Below are 16,738 nucleotides of genomic sequence, written 5' to 3'. Positions count from 1 at the left end.
CAAGTACGATGAGCATGTCTCCATCACAATATTTTGTGTAATTAAATTTGATAACATCATAAGCCGAGAATAAACCTTTGTCAACGCATTTTTCCGAAAAAAAACAAAAAAATATAATAAAAAAATCAAATTGGTTTATAAAAAACGAACGAAATATTGAAAATAGATTTATAATGTTCGTTTATTGGAAACGTTATCATTTTAGGGAAAGCTTGTTATATCATAGTTTACGGAATATTAAGATAATAGCGGCGTTGAATTATTATGTTCGATAATTACTAAATTTATCAGTCACAAATTTGTTGAATAAAAAAGGAATTTGAAATTAAAAGTAGAATAATAAAAGTGAATGGTTATTCATTATTGGAGGGGATTTTTTATGAGCTATACAACAATTGAATTAGAAATATTAGAGAGAAAAGCAGTTTTAACATTGAATCGACCACAAGCGATGAATGCGATGGATATTATGATGATGCAGGAGTTGGCTGACTGTTTAGAAAAGTTACATCAAGAGCCAGACGTCCAAGTCTTGATTGTAAAAGGGGAAGGTCGTGTATTTTCAGCTGGCGGTGATATCAAAATGATGCTTAGTGCAAACGAAGCGATTGATTTTGAAGCGACGATGTCATATATTACACGATTTACGAAAGCATACTACACATTACCTATGCTAACAATTGCCCAAATTCATGGTGCAGCTGCTGGGTTAGCCTTAAGCCTTGCACTTGCAAGTGATGTTATTGTGGCAGAGGAATCCTCAAAGCTAGCAATGAATTTTATCGGTATCGGGCTTGTGCCTGATGGTGGTGGGCACTTCTTTATGAAGGAGCGTTTAGGTGTAGCAAAGGCAAAGCAGTTAATTTGGGAAGGCAAAGTAATGGAGGCACAGGAGGCATTTGCGCAAGGATTAATCGACTATGCTGTATCCGATGGCGCATCTGCTGCAACTGTGGATCAAATTGTTGGCAAAGTGCTCGCATCACCAATTGCAGCAATGCTTGCAACGAAACAAATTTTACACGCAGAAAAGCTACCCGAACTAGAGCGTATCCTACAAGCTGAAGCTAGTGCACAAGCAAAAATGCGAGCAACAAAAGACCATCAAGAAGGTATTACAGCATTTGTGGAAAAACGCCAGCCTAATTTTATAGGGCAGTAGTAAGCAAACTTGCTAAAATACAAAAGACGAAAAACCAAAATAGGTTTTTCGTCTTTTCACATTCTACCAAGAAACGTAGAGAAAATATAAAAATTTAAATTGATGGCACTAATTAATAAAATGGATACGGCATACAGTCTACTATTTTTTGTTTCATATATAAAACATGAAACACCTAAAATTAATAAATAGATCCAACTGCAAGTCCACAATATGTTCCCAACCTCATTTGAGAAGTGAGTAAAAAAGCCAGTAATAAATAATCCCCAAACGATTATCGTACTTCCAAAGAAAATATACGTTAATAAAGTTGGTTTTAAATTATCATTTTTTATAAAAAGCCAAGCAATAACAGTACATATAATAATTAAAAAGGTGATTATAAATAATGGTAACAAAATTCATCCCCCTTTAAAAAAGAGATTCATAATTAATGTAAATGATATCTTGTGATATGATAAATCATTAATGAGCAATATGCCAATTGTTTATCTCTATTACATGGATCATTTCCATATGAATTACATATAAATGCTGCAACTCCATGTTCGCAATCGCTCATATAAAAGTTAATATAAGCTTGTGGATGAGTTTTAGCGTAATGGTAGTGGTCGGTATAAGGTCCATTAAAGCGATTGCAGTGAACTTGATCCCCTACTTGATACTTATAGGTTCCATGAGGTGGAGGAGAAAATAATGGAACCACTCCTAAACTATTTGGGGCATTGCCCATTGAATCAATTATTTCACTAAGGTTTAATTCAATTATTGCTTGAAATATCCCGTCAGAATTTTTTTTGCATTAATTTTATGATTAAAACCATTAATTTCTATATAAGCTTCATCATATTTTTCATCCACGTAAAATGTTCCGTCAAATGACCGTTGTACCTTATTGTTAACACTTAGTACCATTCCTTGTTCTTCATGATGCGCATTTTGAATATTCATCAGACTTGGGTTATGATCATTATTTTTTAAAATATCTGAAGTTTTTCTATAAAGTACAGGAATATCATTTTCAATCTCCCAACCAATTTTCGTAAGTATATACTTTTGTTGTTCAGTGGCATTTGTCCAATCCATATCGGGGGCTGAATATTTAATTATAATTTCTCCATTAGACTCATAATTAATGTTATTAGAAAAGTCTGCTGATGCAATTCTTATATTAGTTGAAAAATTAAGAAGCAGAACACTTAAAACTATTCCTAAATATAAAAGTTTATTTTGTCTCATATTGTATCCTCCTAGCTATCTTAGTGTTTTGTTTAATTCATATAAGTACTTTTATAAGTTAAATTATAATTTTACATTTACTTGTAATAATGTAATCCTTAGGTTATTTTGAGTATATCAAAAATAATTAGTTTTTTGTACCGACATATACCGCCAATATACCGTCAATCTTTTTGTGATAAGTGTGTATTTATATTGATGCACTTAACTCTTATCAAGACGAAAAAAGGATAAATTCACTATTCTAATGTAATTCACTGTACATATACGCCGAAGATGATTATTATAGAATGGATAAAGTCGGGGGAAATATATATGGAATCCAAATATAGTACATCTAAGAGCGTCAATGTTTATTGCCCTACAGTGGAAAGCACAACAGAAATTTGTCTACAATACATAACAAATAGTGAGCGACTCTTGTTAGAAGTGCCATTTGAGCAATATGAAGACATTGTGGAAGCAATTAGGAAACGAGATAATGCAACAAAAGATTTAACACAGATGATTAAAAAAGGTGCATTTACATATGCACAAATAAAGCATATGACCCTTGCAAGAAATATCCATGGCCTAATAATGGATGAGCAAGGGCGTATTAACTTCATTAATGATGCGATTAGTATAAGTGCTGTTACAGCTTTTGCACAAAGCAAGTGGAATGGCGCTGCACGTAAAGTGGCAATAGAAAATGGCATTTATACAGGAATAGCCGTTTTAGGAGAAACATTTGCTGAGGAAGTCATCTCATTACAGTTAAATAATCATGATGATATTACAGCCGATTTTGACTTAAATCCAGACATAAGCAGTGCCCTGAAAACGGGTGGTGCGAAAATGGCGTCTAAAAAAATGGCTGCATCTATCACAAAAAAAGCGATGATTAGCTCTGCTGCAACGAAAAAAGGGATTATGTTATTAAATGCTAATGTTGTGACAGGAGCGTTAGTAACCGGGATGATGTCAGCAGTGGATATTGCTCGAACAGTAAAAGGGAAAATGTCTTCACAGCAATTATTTAAAAATGTTGCTAAAACGGCAGCAAGTGTAGCAGGAGGCATTGCTGGCACATTGTTAGGTAGCGGCATCGGTTTATCGATTCCAAATGTAAGCACAGCTATTATAAGCATCATTGGGGGCGTTATTGGATTAATTATTGGTAGTAGCTTGGCAAGCAGAATAACGAAGCGCGTTCTCGATTTATTCATTCGTGATGATGCTTTGCAAATGCTAGATATTTTCAATAACCGCTTATCGACGTTAGCTGAAGAATATTTATTAAATGAGGAAGAGCTAGAGCAAGCTTTGCATGATTTTGAGGTTTTGCATAACATGCCGAAAACATTAATAGAAATGTACTCATCGGAGGATCAGCAGCAATTTGCTGATGAATTAATTCATCGTGAGCTAACACGTATTATTAAGTTGCGCATGTATTTACATGTACCAACAAATGAAGAAATATACGAAGTACTTTACCCGCTTTCATTATAAAAAAGCGGGTAAAAGCAGTTAAATAGAAGTGCAAAAGCTGTAGGTTAGTCTCATTTGCCTACAGCTTTTTCCTAGACGTGGAATAAGATAAGCTTACCCGCTGAGTTAACTAGGCGATGCGTTTTATCAGAAAGGCCCTTTTCATCGATTTGTTTTTGTCCCTCGATTTTGGCAGCGTCATCGTTGTTAAATGTCCAAACTTCGTCAAATAATGTTTCCCCTGTTTTTTCAAATGCAGTAAAGCGATAATTTTCCATAAAATCTCCCACCTTTTGTGTAAATTCACTTTAGAATAAGGTATATTATTATAAATACATTATGAATGAACATTCATTTCATGTCTATTGTTTTCTTCAATTTGCCTGCTTCATTGACAATTTTTGATATTATTTAATTGAATCATGGTACAATAAAGGTAATAGATCGTGCTGAAAACGATGAATGTCAAGAAAAGGAGTGATTTCGAGATGGAAGGAATTACTAAGCTTCAAGTTGGGGAGCAGGTTGACCAATTTTTATTAATTAAACAGGCTACAAAAGGTGTAACAACAGTTGGAAAACCTTTCATGTCCCTTATTTTACAAGACAAGAGCGGCGATATTGAGGCAAAGCTGTGGGATACAAATGAAGAGCATGAAAATATGTATAAAGCAGAGACGATTGTCCGAGTAGGTGGAGAAATCCATGATTACCGCGGAAAAAGCCAACTACGCATTAAGCAAATTCGTGTAGCGCGACCAGAAGAAGGTGTGCAAATTAGCGATTTAGTGCCCGCAGCAGCTATTCCGAAAGAAAAGCTACTAGAGGAGTTAACACAATTTTTCTTTGAAATCAAAAACCCTAGTATTTCACGTATTACACGTCATTTAATTAAAAAGCATCAGCCAAATTTACTTGTACATCCAGCAGCGACAAAAAATCACCATGACTATGTATCAGGCTTACTTGATCACGTAGTTTCGATGCTGCGCTTAGGAAAGGCGATTGCTGAATTATACCCATCTTTAAATACAGATTTACTATATGCTGGTATTATTTTGCATGATATCGGAAAGATTGTTGAATTAACAGGACCAATTGCGACAGCTTACACAATAGAAGGTAATTTGCTTGGTCATATTACAATTATGGTAAACGAAATCGGGCAAGCAGCAGTTGAGCTTGATATTGAAGGCGAAGAAGTCATGCTGCTACAACATCTTGTATTATCACATCATGGAAAAGAAGAGTGGGGTAGCCCGAAAAAGCCAATGATTCAGGAAGCAGAAATTTTACATTACATCGACAATATCGATGCAAAAATGAACATGCTGACGCGAGCATTAGACAAAACGAAGCCAGGCGAATTCACAGAGCGTCTATTCCCACTTGATAATCGATCATTTTATAAACCAAAAATATAATCGAAAGGTCGACAATCGTATGCATTTATACGATTGTCGACCTTTTTAAGTAAGGTAGAAAATTCCTAATATATTGTTCATAATCAATTCTATACAGATACTCTGTAATATTAAAGAAAAGTAATTGTACATGACATCATCAAGTGATTATAATGTGTGCAACATTTTAAATTATCAAAAGGTATTTAGAGACGCTTTAAATGGATATGTAATGAAGTTGCAAGATAGCCTTGTTAGATTATTTTTAACAAAGCTATCTTAGCCTTTTTACTCAACTAAAGCACCCCGGTAGTTCAATAAAAATAACTAATTGTCTTTTTTTCTACCAACAAGCTTTCTTTCTTGAACAGTAGAAACATAATAAACCAGAAACTAAAGAAACAAGCAAAGGAATGATTGCAATTAGAGGCATAATCATTGTCCAATAAAGTAAATATGCACTTATAGCAAATATAAACAAACTAATTATAAGTAAAAGACTTGATGCAAATTCTTTAATTACCATTAAAATATCTTCCTCCGTTTGTATTCCCAATTTTAGTGATTCTTGTTTAACTATCTGCGTTGTTAGTCCGAACAAGGTACAATTTAACAACTCAATTATATTACACTTTCATTTCGCAAATACTTCTTAAAATAATTCATCATAATGTTGTACATTTCATAAAGAATACTGCTGTAACAAGTGAATTACATTAACTTTTGACTTTTAATAAAATATTATTTTGTACAGGATTTTTATCTTATTTATCAACAATGTTTATATACTGTGTTCTATTGAGAAATAGTTTTTTGTAAATGTTTTATTTATTTGTTTACATTTACATAGATTTATATTATAAATGTTTATAGTTGTGATTTGGGGGATATCGTTATTTGATTTTGGAGGGCAGATGATAATACATATTAAAAAACTTTGAATTAGATTAAATGTTTAAAGTAAATTTTTATCATAAACAAGTATGTTTTTATAGTGCGAAATAATCATTGAAGGGAGAAATGGGTATGAAGGTGGAATTAACGCGTTATCGCGTCAAAAAAGGGAAATCAACCAAAGTAGATGAATGGCTAGATTTTCTTAATAGGCATATGGATGAAGTTCTTGTCACTCTTGAAGGCGAAAAAATGTATGTAGAAACTATATTGCGAGAACATTTAAATGGGGATGAGTATTTGTATTGGTACTCCGTTCGCGGTGAGGGTGGAATAGAGGTTGAAGAATCGACACATTGGATTGACAAAAAGCATCTTCAATATTGGGATGAATGTATCGATGCAAGCTATGGCTCTATTGATTTAAAAACAGAAGTTGTAATGATCCCTCAAAAGGTTCGTGCAAGCATGGATTTTTAAAGTATTATAGCTTGGTTAACTCTGGTTCAGATTTTTTGGACTGACTAGTTGAAATAAGATAAAAATGCCTAGGTAGATGCCAATCTTCTTTAACTATATATTTCTAATTCTAATATTCGAAATATACGAAAGCTTCCGTTTGTTCCTAAACGCATTGAGAACAATATACTTTTTTATTATAATTTTTCGTAATAGAGAAAGGAAGTGACGTATCATAGACGTTTTTAACGATATAATCAAGCTTATTAACGATGAGCTATGGTCAAAGTTTATAATTTTTGTCATTATTGGATTAGGAATTTACTTTACTTTTAAATTAAAGTTTGTACAGTTTACAAAGCTAACAGAAATGCTTCGTATCATTGCTAAGGGTGGAAAGAAGGATAAGGCAGGGCTTTCACCGTTTCAAGCGTTCTGTATTAGTGCGGCGGCTCGTATTGGTGTTGGAAACTTAGCTGGTGTTGCATTAGCTATTTCAATCGGTGGACCAGGAGCAATCTTCTGGATGTGGATAATTGCGCTTGTTGGTGCAGCAACGAGCTTTGTAGAATGTACTTTAGCACAAATTTATAAAATCAAAGATGGAAGAGGCGGGTTCCGCGGTGGTCCCGCTTACTATATGGAAAAAGGTTTAAATAGTCGTAAAACAGGTATTTGGTTTTCTATTTTAATTACAATTACGTACGGTTTAATTTTCAATTCAGTACAAGCAAATACGGTGACACTAGCTTTTAATAATACATTTCACTTAGATCGTACAATTGTTGGGATTGGTTTAGCAATTCTTGTAGGAATTATTATTTTTGGCGGCGTAAAAAGCATCGCGCGTGTATCTGAATTAATCGTACCTCCAATGGCCATCGTTTATATTATCGTAGCAGCCTATGTTGTTATTACAAATATTAGCATTATGCCTGATGTGTTAATGTTAATTGTAAAAAGTGCATTCGGTCTTGAATCGGCCATTGGCGGCGGTATTGGTGTAGCGATGAAAAGTGGTATTCAACGAGGTCTATTTGCGACAGAGGCGGGGATGGGAAGCACGCCAAATGCTGCTGCAACTGCGGACGTATCACATCCTGTAAAGCAAGGTTTAATGCAGGCATTAGGTGTTTTTATTGATACATTTTTAATCTGTACTGCGACAGCATTTATCGTCCTATGTTCTGATGTATATTTAATTCCTGGTTTAGAAGGAATCGTCATTACACAAGAGGCGCTAAGCTCACATGTTGGCTCATGGGCAGGTACATTTTTAGCAGTTATTATTTTCTTATTTGCATTTAGTTCTCTCTTAGGAAACTACTACTATGGTGAAACGAATATTTCATTTGTGAAAAATAGTAAGAAGCTTATTAATATTTATCGTGTATGCGCGCTGGCGATGATTTTATTCGGCTCAGTTGCACAGCTTCAAACGGTATGGAATTTAGCGGATATATTTATGGGGCTTATGGTTATTACAAATTTAATCGTTATTTTCCTCTTAAGTAAATTTGCCTTTGCTGCGCTAAATGACTATATAAAACAAAAGCGCGAAGGGAAGGACCCTGTCTTTTACGCTGAAAATATTTCAGGCTTAAAAAATACAGAATGCTGGGAAAAAGGGAAATAAAAATAGTGAAGAAGCTGTCGAGACTTACATCGTCCGACAGCTTTTTTTATAGTGGAAATTTACTAATGCTTCGCCTGAAACTTAATCATAAAGTCTGCCAGTGCTTTACATGTCTCATAAGGTACAGCGTTGTATGTCGATGCACGGCAGCCACCAACTGAGCGATGTCCGTTTAAGCCAACGAAGCCCATCTCCTTAGCCTCAGTTAAAAATTGCTTTTCTAGCTCCTCATCTGCTAGTCGGAATGTAATATTCATAAGCGAACGGCTTTCTTTTTCTGCATGTCCAATGTAGAAGCCACCCGATTCATCAATTGCATCGTAAATTAGCTTAGCCTTAGCCTCGTTATGCTCAGCGATATTTTCTAGACCACCTTGCTTTTCAACCCATTTCAACACTTCCCCAAGCATATAAATTCCGAATGTTGGCGGTGTGTTATATAAAGAATTATTATATGTAAATGTTGAGTATTTTAGCATTGTAGGAATATTGCTACTCGTTTTTTCTAGTAAATCTTTGCGAATAATAACTACTGTTACACCTGAAGGACCTAGGTTTTTTTGTGCTCCAGCATAAATAAGTGCAAATTTGCTAACATCAATTGGCTTTGACAAAATATCGCTCGACATATCTGCGATTAATGGAACAGTTGTTGTCGGGAATTCCTGCCACTGTGTACCGTAAATTGTGTTATTTGATGTAATATGCACATATGCAGCATCATTGTTAAAACGAATTTGATTAGCTGTAGGAATATTTTTATAATGATTGTCCTTTGTTGAGGCAACTGCAACAGGTGTCCCAAATAGCTTTGCTTCTTCCAATGCTTTTTCAGACCATACGCCTGTTAAAATATAGTCAGCTTGTTTATTTGGCTGTAAAAAGTTCATCGGAATCATTGAAAACTGCAAGCTTGCGCCACCTTGTAAAAAGATGATTTCATAATTGTCAGGTACAGCGTAAATTTTGCGTAAGCGCTCGATTGCCTCATTATGTACTTGCTCAAAATCCTTACTACGATGGCTAAGCTCCATAATAGACATACCTGTGTTATTGAAATTAACTAATTGCTCCTGAGCAGTTTGTAGCACTTCTAAAGGCAATGCAGATGGACCCGCATTAAAGTTAAATACACGTTTCAAATGTAAACACTCCCTTTTTATATTGAAAGAATAAGTATATAATACACTGTTCTTTTAATATTATGGCAAAATTCTTAAAATTCCTTCTATAAAAAGCAAAAAAGAGTGAAATTTTTGTGTAAAACACGAATGTTTCATCAGTTATAGCAAGTAATATTAGTGCATAGCTTGAATTTATTGAATGGATATGCCAGTATAGAGGAGATTAGTAAAGGAGGAATTTAAATGGAAAATTTACCAAATTGCCCAAAGTGTAATTCGGCGTATACATATGAGGACGGGGCAATGTATGTTTGTCCAGAATGTGCTTATGAGTGGTCTGCGACAGAGGATGTAGCTGTAGAAGAAGGGCTAGTTGTTCGTGATGCAAACGGCAATTTATTAGCTGATGGTGATACAGTCACTGTAATTAAAGATTTAAAAGTAAAAGGAAGTTCCTCTACATTAAAAATCGGGACACGAGTGAAAAACATCCGCTTAGTAGAAGGTGACCATAATATCGACTGCAAAATTGATGGTTTTGGTGCAATGAAATTAAAGTCTGAATTTGTTAAGAAAAATTAGTACATGTAGAGCTGTGGGAGAGTAGATTAAGAGTTTAAAAGTACAAAAAGCTGACAGGGACATATTGTTGTCCTGTCAGCTTTTTAAGCTCTTATTTTGTTGAGAATTTGTCAAATGCGTCTTTTAAGTCAGCGTCTTTAACTTCAACTTTTGCATCTTTGAATAATTTTGCAACTACATCATCCATACTATATTGTGCTTTTAGGCTTTCACGAATTTCGTCTTTTTTCTCTTCAAACGTTCCGTAATCCTTTTTAGCACGTTTTTCAGTTACTTCAATTACATGGTAGCCAAATTGTGATTTTACAGGCTCACTTAATGTATTTAATTCAAGTGCATATGCAGCATCATTGAATTCTTTCACCATTGTACCAGCTGAGAACCAGTCTAAGTCTCCGCCTTTTGCAGCTGAACCAGGGTCAGTTGAAAGCTCTTCTGCTACTTTAGCGAAATCTTCACCATCTTTAATGCGTTTAATTGCATCTTCAGCAGTTTTTTTGTCCTTCACTAAAATATGGCGAGCTTTTAATTCTTGGCTAGCTTGGTCATAATATTTTTGGACATCTTCATCTGATACTTCCATATCTGCCAATGCTTTTTGGCTTAATAAGTTGACACGAATATTTTCCTTTAAGCCTTCTTCTGTTAGGCTATTTTGAGCAAGTATTGTTTCAAACTGCTCACCAGCTTCTTCTTTTATTGAAGTAAATTCTTTTTCGATTTCTTCTTTTGTTACTTTGTATTTGTCATTTAAGATTTTTTCAACCATGATTTGTTGTAATAGTTGTTTACCTGCTATGTCTTTCATTTCTTTATAAAATTCATCTTGTGTAATATCCCCCAAATTTGAAGTAGCAACTACTTCCTTACCTGAGTTACTGCATGCTGCTAATCCTAATGAAGCAGCTAACGTTATTGCTAAAAATGTTTTTTTCATGTGAAATATACGCTCCTAACTTTCTTTTGAATGCATTAGTTACTATAACATAAACGAAAAAAAAACAAAATGGTTGCATACCAAAAGTGCCTAAGATTTAAAGCAAGCGATGCATACGATAGATGATAGAAAGGCGAAAGGAGGGAGCACAATGGGCGGTGGAGGCTACAACGGCGGCGGCGGTTATGGCGCAGGTTTCGCTCTAATCGTTGTATTATTCATTTTACTTATCATTGTCGGTGCTGCATATCTTTACTAATTAAAAGAAAAAGAGGTTGCCTGAAAAGCAAGCTAGCGCGTGTTTTCAGGCAACTTCCGATGTTTTCTGTAAATAGTTAACAAAGTGGCAAGGAGATATTAGGGGATTTTTAACTCCTCTAATATCTCCTCTTTTTAAGCCATTAAAAAGTGAACAATACTTCCATATAAAAAGAAACTAATAAAATCGTTATAAGAACATTAATCGTACGAAAGATTTTCGGTTGCTTTTCTTCTGGAATTTCTTTACGCATACAAAGGGCATAGGTCATGCGGTTTATTTGGAATAAGTAAAATACAGAGAATAGTATGATTACTACTAATAGCAAGCCTATTCCTCCTCTCTTTCGATTCATCGTCAAGCATACCAAATATATAACTAATAAGACAAGCTATAGCTACAATCCGGGTGGTACTAATATTTCATAGCCTTTCGGTGTTTCTTCAATTAACGAATTTGCAGGTGCATGCCATAAATATTTGGCTTTTAATAAATCAATTAAACATATGCTACTATGAAAACCTAGTAGTAGGCAAGCATAGTGTGAGTATTGAGGAAAATAAATCGCAATCGCTAGCAACAGGCTATTTAGCAATAAAAGTGGTGTAAGCAATGCGAGTACGTAATGTTTTTTAGGAATAGGCTCTTTTAAGCGTAATCGAATAATAGGAATGACACGGAACGTAGCCCTCAAGCGAAATTTTACTTTTTTTCGGTATTTTAACAAGGCTATATAATGACTTGCTTTATGGGCTGGATATAAAATGAAAATTGCTATAAAAAATAAAAATAAATATTGATCCGTATGTGGAGCGCGGAATTGTAAGCTTGTAATTGCATAAGACGAGCAAAAAATCGCAACAAATGTTAGGACAGCTAATAATGTCAGCCGTACAATGCCGTATTCAGAGACAATATTAATTGTTTTCCAGCAGTGCATAACGCACCTTCTTTCTAATTTATAATAGATATGTTAACAGTATAACTATTTTAAAGAAAAAGTGAATCAATAGCTATTTTTTCAATTCAATGCACAAAAAAATAGGCAAAGCCATTATCGCTTTGCCTATAAGACGTACTATAGTTGGGAAGACGAGTGTACTTGATCGAAATTATCTTTAAAATTTTTAAATGAACGTTCAAAAATTTTAATAAAATCATCGCCATAAATATTTCGAACAACCGCCATAACATCTAAAAACTCTGGGAATCTACCATATAGCTCTCTTAAAGGTAGGGAGCCATCTAGAATACAGTGCGGTGTATCATGATAATGTTCATTCATCTGCATAATTAGCTGTGAGCCGGCTTCGGTTAACTCAACATATGTATTGCGTTTGTCATCATCACGTTTTGAAAATTTTAATAAGCCACGCTCTTCTAATTTTTTCGAAAAATTAAAAGCTGTAGAAACGTGCATTACGCCAAATTTTGCAACATCTGAAATAGACGCACCTTGCAAATGAAATGAAATCCATAAAATATGGTGTTCATTAATATTTAAATCATATGGTTTAATCCAGAGTTGCCAGTCTTTTTCAACAGCTTTCCATAACGCTTTGGACAGTTGAGCGGTTCTTTGGCTATAAAGCATCGCTTCTTTAGTTGTATATAATTGTTCGGACAAAATATTCACCTTCTTCTTTCAATGCAACTTTAAAATATTATAGCAATAAAAGAAAAAAGTTTAAAGTTTGAAAAATAAAATAATTAAATTAATAAAAAGAAAAGCTGAAAAGTACTAAAAATAATATAGTTTTAAATATTTTTATTTCATAAAATAGTTTTTAATACCTAAAATTATTTTTTGTCTTTATCGGTGAATTGAGATACATTTTGCTCGATTTCGCTAATAGATTTCTGTAATCCCTCGATTTCTTGTTTTAACAGAGCTGTTTCTGGTTCAATTTGCTGTTTAAAGCTTGTTAATGACTGAGATAATTCTTTTATTATTTGTGGGATATTGTTTTTAACCTCATTTGATAAATTTTTCAAAGATTGTTTGGTGTTTTTTGTTTTAAAATTGACATCGTTTAATCTCTCTTTTGCATTGGCTGAGAAGTTCGTAATATTAGTTCGGAGTTCTTTGCCCGATTGTGGAGTGGATAAAATAGTAGCAATAGCACCACCAACAATACCAGCAGTTAACCCGATTAAAAATGGCTTCGCTTTCATAAAGCATCTCTCCTTTAACTATTCAATAATAAGCATGTTAGCTCATACATTATATTAAATCATTACATGGACGTGTCTGAAAAGCAATTTTGAGATACGCCCGTGCGATGGGTAACCGTAGGAACAAAGAGTTTACTGCAACTATCTAATATAGAAGCTATGACAATCCAAAAAGGAATATTTTTTGAGACTGTCACAATAGTATGTATTTTCTTTGGGTATGTTAATCCTGAGAAATGCAAAAAGCTAAGAAAGTACATTTGTACTTTCTTAGCTTCTATTCACGCATGTGATACGGATGTTTTAAAGTTTGAACGTTTTAATAATTTGCAAATAATCGGGAAAATAATTAAGAACGCAATTGTGTTTAAAGCTGTTGCTGGTAATACGACTGTTGCAAATAATACTGAAAAATTAATTGGAACTTCCGTTAACAATAACGCCATTGCTAAAAATGTCGATCCAGAAATAATTGTTCCAACAGCTACTAAGCCAATATTTACAGCAGTTTTTTGTACTGCATGACGCAAAATAAGCACGATTATTAAAAAAATAAAGCCTGTTACTGCCTTATCAATAATGTTCGGTACGAAACCACCTGGGAATGTTGAAAAAAGTCCAGAAAGCACGCCCGTAGCTAGCGATAATAAAAATGTTTCCTTGAATGTTGGAAATAGCACAATGCCGATAAACATCATTGTCAGCATAAAGTCTGGCTTCATGCCACCATTAAAGCCTGGAATAATCACATAAAGCGTGGCACCAATCCCAACTAAAAGTGCCATTAATACTAAATTTTTTGTATTCATCTGTCTCGTCTCCTCTAAGCTCATCTAATTTGGCGTTTTCCTAATATGCACTCGTTGCTATTAGCGAAAACTTATATTTGATTGTAAGGATAAGTTTAGTAAAAAGCAATAAAAAGTTTAAATGAATTCTCGAATAGCTCCAGCAGCCTCTGTTAGCTCTTCTTGAGAAGGCTGCGTTGTTGTCCAAACTAAGCGCAAGCCATCGTTCTCATCGTAACGTGGGATGAGGTGTAGGTGATAATGGAAAACAGTTTGTCCAGCAGCAGCTCCGTTATTGTTTATAGTGTTTAAACCAACAGGATTAAATGCTGATTGAATCGCCTTTGCTACTTTTGGTGCTACTGCGTATAAATGGCTTGCCACATCCTCTGGCATTTCAAATAAATCGCGGCAATGCTTTTTCGGAATTAATAAAGTATGACCTTTTGTTAATGGCATAATGTCCATAAAGGCATAAACATGCTCGTCTTCATACACTTTAGTGCTTGGGATAGACCCGTCAATAATTTTACAAAATAAGCAATCACTCATCGTTTTAACACTCCTTCATATAAAATAATCAAATTGTACATATATTTTAGCATATATAGACTGCTTGTTCTGCTTATTTTTGTTAAACTAAGGGAAGAGATAGGAGTGACATTTATGACAATTTTACAAGTATCGAATGTAACAGGTGGTTATACACGCAAGCCTGTTATTAAAAATTTATCTTTTACAATTGAAAAAGGGGAATTAGTTGGCTTAATTGGACTAAACGGTGCAGGGAAAAGTACGACAATTAAACATATTATAGGCACGCTCTTACCACAAGATGGGGAGATACGTTTAAATGGTGTAACTTTAAAAGAAAACATGGACAACTACAGAAAGTCCTTTTCTTATATTCCCGAAACGCCTATTTTATATGATGAGCTAACGTTGAAAGAGCATTTAGAGCTTACTGCGATGGCTTATGGCTTAGATGAAAAAACTTTGAAGGAGCGCTCTGATTTTTTATTAAAGGAATTTAGAATGGAGAAGCGCTTAAATTGGTTCCCGTCGCATTTTTCAAAGGGGATGCGTCAGAAGGTGATGATTATGTGTGCATTTTTAATCAATCCTCCTCTTTATATTATCGATGAGCCTTTTGTTGGATTAGATCCACTTGGTATACAATCACTCTTAGAGCAAATGGATGCAAAGAAGCAAGAAGGCGCTTCAATTTTAATGTCAACACATATTTTATCAACGGCAGAAAAATACTGTGATCGCATTATCTTATTACATGAGGGACGTGTGCGAGCACAAGGAACGATGGACGATTTGCGTGCAGCCTTTAATATGCCAAATGCGAGCTTAGACGATTTATATATCGCTATGACGAAGGAGCAGGACAATGAACAACATGCATAATATATGGAAGGAGCGCTTCCTTCATTATGTAAATGAAGTGCAAAAATATATGCGCTTTATTGTAACTGGGCATATTGCGATTGTTTTCGTTTTTGTAGCAGGAGCGGCCGGCTATCAATATAGCGAATGGTTAAAGGTAGCGCCAGCTAGCTTTCCTGCTGAATGGCTAGTAGCTGCTGTTGTTGGCATTTTACTAGCATTTAGTCGTCCAACAACGCTTATTAGAGAGCCCGATCAAGTGTATTTATTGCCACTAGAAACACAGATGCCTGCTTATTTTAAAAAGGCTGTGAAGTGGACGTTTTGGTCACAGCTTATTATACCTGCTGTTGTTTATATTGTTGCGATACCGCTTTTAAATACGGTGACAGAGCTTTCGTCACAGCAAGTTTGGCTGGGTCTAGCCTTTATCATTATTTTAAAGTATTTAAATGTAGTAATCGAATTTAATTATCGCTTTGCTAATCGTGGACAGGCAATTGCAATTGATCGATTAGCGCGTGGGGTATTATCAATTTTAGCGATTGAAACAGCTTTAACATCTAGTATATATGTAGCTGCTATTTATTTAGTATTGTTCTTTGCTTATAAGATGTCTCTACAAAAACGTACTGCAGGGCAGCCTGTACCATACGAGCATTTTGTGCGTCTAGAGCAAAATCGAATGCTGCGTTTTTACCGCTTTGCGAACTATTTTACAGACGTGCCGCATTTGCGAGGTACAATTCGTCATCGAGCTTGGTTAGATAGCGTTTATAAATGGATTCCTTTCGCTAGAAAAAATACACAGCTTTATTTGGTGTTCCGTACTTTTATTCGTACGGACGATCATTTTTATTTATGGGTACGCTTAACAGCAATTGCTGCAATTATTACAGCGTTTGTTGATATTGCGATTGTTGCGTGGATTGTTGTAGCTGCACTTGCCTTTGCAACAACATTGCAGTTAAAGGTAGCATTGCTATCAAATAGCGAGTTTCGTATGGATATGCTGTTCCCAATTGCTCCGACACAGCGCTCACAAGCTGTTGAAAAGCTGCTGCGTATCACAAGTGTTGTGCAAGCAATCATTGTAACACTTTGTGCAATGATGCAGCCATATTTTTATGTTATTCCAGTTATTGTGATTATTGTTAGTGAATTAACGCTACGGTTGTCGAAGAAATAAGGGAACGTGGAATAAACTGCTGA

General features: G+C 34.7%; 19 protein-coding genes and 1 other annotated feature (1 of these 20 cut by a window edge). Of the genes, 9 read left to right on the top strand and 10 right to left on the bottom strand.

Features of this window, described 5'->3' with window-relative positions; translation table 11 throughout:
* Positions 1–36: a binding site (T-box leader), on the bottom strand; it reaches 209 nt to the left of the window's first position.
* 343 nt (positions 37–379) lie between these two features.
* Complete coding sequence (locus TY13_RS13025; protein ID WP_042476713.1) at positions 380–1,162, top strand: enoyl-CoA hydratase; 783 nt, start codon at positions 380–382, stop codon at positions 1,160–1,162.
* Positions 1,163–1,927: 765 nt separating this feature from the next.
* Here TY13_RS13025 and TY13_RS13015 read toward each other — a convergent pair.
* Entirely contained in the window at positions 1,928–2,401 is a 474-nt protein-coding gene (locus TY13_RS13015; protein WP_042476707.1) for a hypothetical protein, read from the bottom strand.
* A 315-nt stretch (positions 2,402–2,716) separates the two neighbouring features.
* Here TY13_RS13015 and TY13_RS13010 point away from each other — a divergent pair, with 315 nt between their 5' ends.
* Positions 2,717–3,895, top strand: coding sequence for a hypothetical protein (locus TY13_RS13010; protein ID WP_042476704.1), 1,179 nt, complete (start codon positions 2,717–2,719; stop codon positions 3,893–3,895).
* Positions 3,896–3,966: 71 nt separating this feature from the next.
* Here the strand turns inward: TY13_RS13010 and TY13_RS13005 are convergent, their stop codons facing one another.
* Positions 3,967–4,152, bottom strand: coding sequence for a YhzD family protein (locus TY13_RS13005; RefSeq protein WP_042476701.1), 186 nt, complete (start codon positions 4,150–4,152; stop codon positions 3,967–3,969).
* A 210-nt stretch (positions 4,153–4,362) separates the two neighbouring features.
* Between TY13_RS13005 and yhaM the strand changes: the two genes are divergently transcribed.
* From yhaM to TY13_RS12985, 3 genes are all read left to right on the top strand, one after another.
* Positions 4,363–5,298 carry a 3'-5' exoribonuclease YhaM gene (yhaM, locus tag TY13_RS13000; RefSeq protein ID WP_042476698.1) on the top strand — a complete coding sequence of 312 codons (936 nt, stop codon included), beginning with the start codon at positions 4,363–4,365 and terminating at the stop codon, positions 5,296–5,298.
* A gap of 1,005 nt (positions 5,299–6,303) precedes the next feature.
* Complete coding sequence (locus tag TY13_RS12990; protein ID WP_042476693.1) at positions 6,304–6,651, top strand: DUF6176 family protein; 348 nt, start codon at positions 6,304–6,306, stop codon at positions 6,649–6,651.
* A 211-nt stretch (positions 6,652–6,862) separates the two neighbouring features.
* Complete coding sequence (locus tag TY13_RS12985) at positions 6,863–8,266, top strand: alanine/glycine:cation symporter family protein (protein WP_042476689.1); 1,404 nt, start codon at positions 6,863–6,865, stop codon at positions 8,264–8,266.
* A gap of 62 nt (positions 8,267–8,328) precedes the next feature.
* Here the strand turns inward: TY13_RS12985 and serC are convergent, their stop codons facing one another.
* Entirely contained in the window at positions 8,329–9,408 is a 1,080-nt protein-coding gene (gene serC / locus TY13_RS12980) for a 3-phosphoserine/phosphohydroxythreonine transaminase (protein WP_042476686.1), read from the bottom strand.
* Between the two features lie 225 nt (positions 9,409–9,633).
* Here serC and TY13_RS12975 point away from each other — a divergent pair, with 225 nt between their 5' ends.
* Entirely contained in the window at positions 9,634–9,972 is a 339-nt protein-coding gene (locus TY13_RS12975; RefSeq protein WP_042476684.1) for a zinc ribbon domain-containing protein YjdM, read from the top strand.
* A gap of 91 nt (positions 9,973–10,063) precedes the next feature.
* On the opposite strand, the gene TY13_RS12970 is transcribed toward TY13_RS12975, so the two are convergent.
* On the bottom strand, positions 10,064–10,909 hold the full coding sequence (locus tag TY13_RS12970; RefSeq protein WP_042476681.1) for a peptidylprolyl isomerase: 846 nt from the start codon (positions 10,907–10,909) through the stop codon (positions 10,064–10,066).
* 151 nt (positions 10,910–11,060) lie between these two features.
* Here TY13_RS12970 and TY13_RS20220 point away from each other — a divergent pair, with 151 nt between their 5' ends.
* The gene (locus tag TY13_RS20220; protein WP_074432965.1) at positions 11,061–11,168 is read left to right on the top strand and encodes a YjcZ family sporulation protein; all 108 of its coding nucleotides are present in this window, start codon (positions 11,061–11,063) and stop codon (positions 11,166–11,168) included.
* Between the two features lie 142 nt (positions 11,169–11,310).
* Here the strand turns inward: TY13_RS20220 and TY13_RS12965 are convergent, their stop codons facing one another.
* The 6 genes from TY13_RS12965 to TY13_RS12940 all read right to left on the bottom strand — a co-directional run bounded on the left by TY13_RS12965 (position 11,311) and on the right by TY13_RS12940 (position 14,683).
* Complete coding sequence (locus TY13_RS12965; RefSeq protein ID WP_042476677.1) at positions 11,311–11,496, bottom strand: hypothetical protein; 186 nt, start codon at positions 11,494–11,496, stop codon at positions 11,311–11,313.
* Positions 11,497–11,565: 69 nt separating this feature from the next.
* Positions 11,566–12,108 carry a DUF3267 domain-containing protein gene (locus TY13_RS12960; protein WP_042476674.1) on the bottom strand — a complete coding sequence of 181 codons (543 nt, stop codon included), beginning with the start codon at positions 12,106–12,108 and terminating at the stop codon, positions 11,566–11,568.
* Between the two features lie 138 nt (positions 12,109–12,246).
* Positions 12,247–12,795 carry an HTH-type transcriptional regulator Hpr gene (locus tag TY13_RS12955; RefSeq protein WP_042476671.1) on the bottom strand — a complete coding sequence of 183 codons (549 nt, stop codon included), beginning with the start codon at positions 12,793–12,795 and terminating at the stop codon, positions 12,247–12,249.
* Between the two features lie 173 nt (positions 12,796–12,968).
* Positions 12,969–13,343: a YtxH domain-containing protein gene (locus TY13_RS12950; RefSeq protein ID WP_042476668.1), complete on the bottom strand. Its 375-nt coding sequence runs from the start codon at positions 13,341–13,343 to the stop codon at positions 12,969–12,971.
* A 281-nt stretch (positions 13,344–13,624) separates the two neighbouring features.
* On the bottom strand, positions 13,625–14,152 hold the full coding sequence (locus TY13_RS12945; protein WP_042476665.1) for a tryptophan transporter: 528 nt from the start codon (positions 14,150–14,152) through the stop codon (positions 13,625–13,627).
* 117 nt (positions 14,153–14,269) lie between these two features.
* Positions 14,270–14,683, bottom strand: a complete 414-nt coding sequence (locus tag TY13_RS12940) for an HIT family protein (protein WP_042476662.1) — start codon at positions 14,681–14,683, stop codon at positions 14,270–14,272.
* A 114-nt stretch (positions 14,684–14,797) separates the two neighbouring features.
* On the opposite strand from TY13_RS12940, the gene TY13_RS12935 reads away from it, so the two are divergent.
* Together TY13_RS12935 and TY13_RS12930 are read left to right on the top strand one after the other, a co-directional pair.
* The gene (locus TY13_RS12935; RefSeq protein ID WP_042476658.1) at positions 14,798–15,547 is read left to right on the top strand and encodes an ABC transporter ATP-binding protein; all 750 of its coding nucleotides are present in this window, start codon (positions 14,798–14,800) and stop codon (positions 15,545–15,547) included.
* The gene (locus tag TY13_RS12930; RefSeq protein WP_042476655.1) at positions 15,531–16,715 is read left to right on the top strand and encodes an ABC transporter permease; all 1,185 of its coding nucleotides are present in this window, start codon (positions 15,531–15,533) and stop codon (positions 16,713–16,715) included. Before TY13_RS12935 ends, TY13_RS12930 begins: the two co-directional genes overlap by 17 nt.
* Positions 16,716–16,738 lie beyond the last annotated feature (23 nt).

The sequence above is a fragment of the Bacillus ndiopicus genome, assembly GCF_000612805.1.
GTDB lineage: Bacteria > Bacillota > Bacilli > Bacillales_A > Planococcaceae > Metasolibacillus > Metasolibacillus ndiopicus.
Note: the sequence above shows the minus strand (reverse complement) of the source record. Positions and strands in the feature narration are given on the sequence as shown.

Excerpts from the sequence above, each read along its gene's own strand:
- TY13_RS13025 (WP_042476713.1), top strand. The coding sequence starts at position 380 with ATGAGCTATACAACAATTGAATTAGAAATATTAGAGAGAAAAGCAGTT.
- TY13_RS13015 (WP_042476707.1), bottom strand. The coding sequence starts at position 2,401 with ATGAGACAAAATAAACTTTTATATTTAGGAATAGTTTTAAGTGTTCTG.
- TY13_RS13010 (WP_042476704.1), top strand. The coding sequence starts at position 2,717 with ATGGAATCCAAATATAGTACATCTAAGAGCGTCAATGTTTATTGCCCT.
- TY13_RS13005 (WP_042476701.1), bottom strand. The coding sequence starts at position 4,152 with ATGGAAAATTATCGCTTTACTGCATTTGAAAAAACAGGGGAAACATTA.
- yhaM (WP_042476698.1), top strand. The coding sequence starts at position 4,363 with ATGGAAGGAATTACTAAGCTTCAAGTTGGGGAGCAGGTTGACCAATTT.
- TY13_RS12990 (WP_042476693.1), top strand. The coding sequence starts at position 6,304 with ATGAAGGTGGAATTAACGCGTTATCGCGTCAAAAAAGGGAAATCAACC.
- TY13_RS12975 (WP_042476684.1), top strand. The coding sequence starts at position 9,634 with ATGGAAAATTTACCAAATTGCCCAAAGTGTAATTCGGCGTATACATAT.
- TY13_RS12970 (WP_042476681.1), bottom strand. The coding sequence starts at position 10,909 with ATGAAAAAAACATTTTTAGCAATAACGTTAGCTGCTTCATTAGGATTA.
- TY13_RS20220 (WP_074432965.1), top strand. The coding sequence starts at position 11,061 with ATGGGCGGTGGAGGCTACAACGGCGGCGGCGGTTATGGCGCAGGTTTC.
- TY13_RS12960 (WP_042476674.1), bottom strand. The coding sequence starts at position 12,108 with ATGCACTGCTGGAAAACAATTAATATTGTCTCTGAATACGGCATTGTA.
- TY13_RS12950 (WP_042476668.1), bottom strand. The coding sequence starts at position 13,343 with ATGAAAGCGAAGCCATTTTTAATCGGGTTAACTGCTGGTATTGTTGGT.
- TY13_RS12945 (WP_042476665.1), bottom strand. The coding sequence starts at position 14,152 with ATGAATACAAAAAATTTAGTATTAATGGCACTTTTAGTTGGGATTGGT.
- TY13_RS12940 (WP_042476662.1), bottom strand. The coding sequence starts at position 14,683 with ATGAGTGATTGCTTATTTTGTAAAATTATTGACGGGTCTATCCCAAGC.
- TY13_RS12935 (WP_042476658.1), top strand. The coding sequence starts at position 14,798 with ATGACAATTTTACAAGTATCGAATGTAACAGGTGGTTATACACGCAAG.
- TY13_RS12930 (WP_042476655.1), top strand. The coding sequence starts at position 15,531 with ATGAACAACATGCATAATATATGGAAGGAGCGCTTCCTTCATTATGTA.